Source organism: Vibrio sp. Vb1980 (genome assembly GCF_033338615.1).
Taxonomy (GTDB): domain Bacteria; phylum Pseudomonadota; class Gammaproteobacteria; order Enterobacterales; family Vibrionaceae; genus Vibrio; species Vibrio alginolyticus.
In genome coordinates, this window is sequence record NZ_JAWOSZ010000091.1 from 1 (window position 1) to 670 (window position 670).

At 50.3% G+C, this 670-nt stretch carries 2 protein-coding genes; both read right to left on the reverse strand.

Features of this window, described 5'->3' with window-relative positions; all coding sequences use genetic code 11:
• The coding region (locus R7F64_RS23935) for an AI-2E family transporter (protein ID WP_318072159.1) at window positions 1–426 on the reverse strand (426 nt) is incomplete at its 3' end.
• A 9-nt stretch (window positions 427–435) separates the two neighbouring features.
• On the reverse strand, window positions 436–670 hold a 235-nt coding region (locus tag R7F64_RS23940; protein WP_318072160.1), incomplete at its 5' end, for a hypothetical protein.

The following is a 670-nucleotide window of genomic DNA, read 5'->3' on the forward strand; positions in this document are numbered from 1 at the left end:
GAGCGCTTTCAGCAGAGAAAACACCGTGTTGTTGCCCATCTCGTCAATGTTCATGTCACTGGCAAGCTCAAGCGGCGCATTCATGTGCTCTGACGACGCTTTGGTCACTTCATTCACTTCCTGCGAAACGTTTTGGACGATGCTTGGCAACTCAGCCCACCATTGTTTCGCGGGTTCTGATATCGCCGCTAAACCGAGTATTGAAACACTCACCAATAACGTCAACGTCACCACCACAGTTATCGTGCGTGGCAGGCCTTTGTCTTCAAAATAATTGATCAGCGGGCTAAACAGCAGTGCCACGAACGTACTTATCACCATAGGTAACAGCACCGGTTTGGCGAAGTAGAGTGCTGGAACAAGCAATAACACCAGCAGAGACACACCAATCACGGTATTGATGGGAAGGTTTAATTTTCCATTCATGCGCGTCCTCTACTGATGAGGTGGTAAATCGGAAGGTTGAGCCGCTTCTTCACCTGCTTCTTTTGAGGATACAGCAGACGATGAAGAAGATTTGGCTAGCTGGCCACTCAAATCCATCGCGCCATTGAGCAGCAAACTGATGGAGGAGAGAGATGACGTGACGCGAGAAAGTCGCCCAGCTTTCGCAACAGCAATCGCGGCAAAAGCGCTCAACCCAAGCGCAGTCCACGGGTTTTCTTGCACG